Source organism: Oleiphilus sp. HI0117 (genome assembly GCF_001635235.1).
This window is the reverse complement of record NZ_LWGA01000335.1, coordinates 1-473: the sequence shown is the minus strand read 5'-3', so window position 1 is coordinate 473 and position 473 is coordinate 1. Positions and strand designations below refer to the sequence as shown.

The following is a 473-nucleotide window of genomic DNA, read 5'->3' as shown; positions in this document are numbered from 1 at the left end:
AAAAACGATCCAAGGCTTTAGGGATCATTTTCTTACGATTCTCGGACAAATTGCACAAAACCCGATAACCAGGCTTTGCGATATAGAACTACTTAATCAAAGCTCAAGCAAGCAAGTGATGAGACAATGTATAGGACCTGCTCATGCTTGGCATGAAGAACAAGCCAAGGCCCCTCGCACTGTCGGTCACTACCTTCATCATCAAGCTCAACAATTTGCCGAAAGTGATGCCGTCATATTTGAGCAGGAAGTCTTAAGCTATCGTCAGCTTGATGAACTTAGCTCACAGTGGGCTCAGCTCCTATTAGAGGAACATGTATCCGTTGGGGATCGCGTAGGCTTGTGCCTGGACCGCTCTCAGCATATGCTCGCGGCCCTAATTGGCATATTGAAAGTCGGCGCCAGCTATGTCCCGCTTGACCCTGACTTCCCCGATGATCGTTTGGCGTACATGATTGAAGACTCGGGCTTAC

Annotated in this window: 1 protein-coding gene; it reads left to right on the top strand. The window is 48.2% G+C overall.

Features of this window, described 5'->3' with window-relative positions; translation table 11 throughout:
• Positions 1 to 118: 118 nt before the first annotated feature.
• A partial coding sequence (locus A3757_RS04125; protein WP_156506164.1) for an AMP-binding protein occupies positions 119 to 473 on the top strand: 355 nt, incomplete at its 3' end.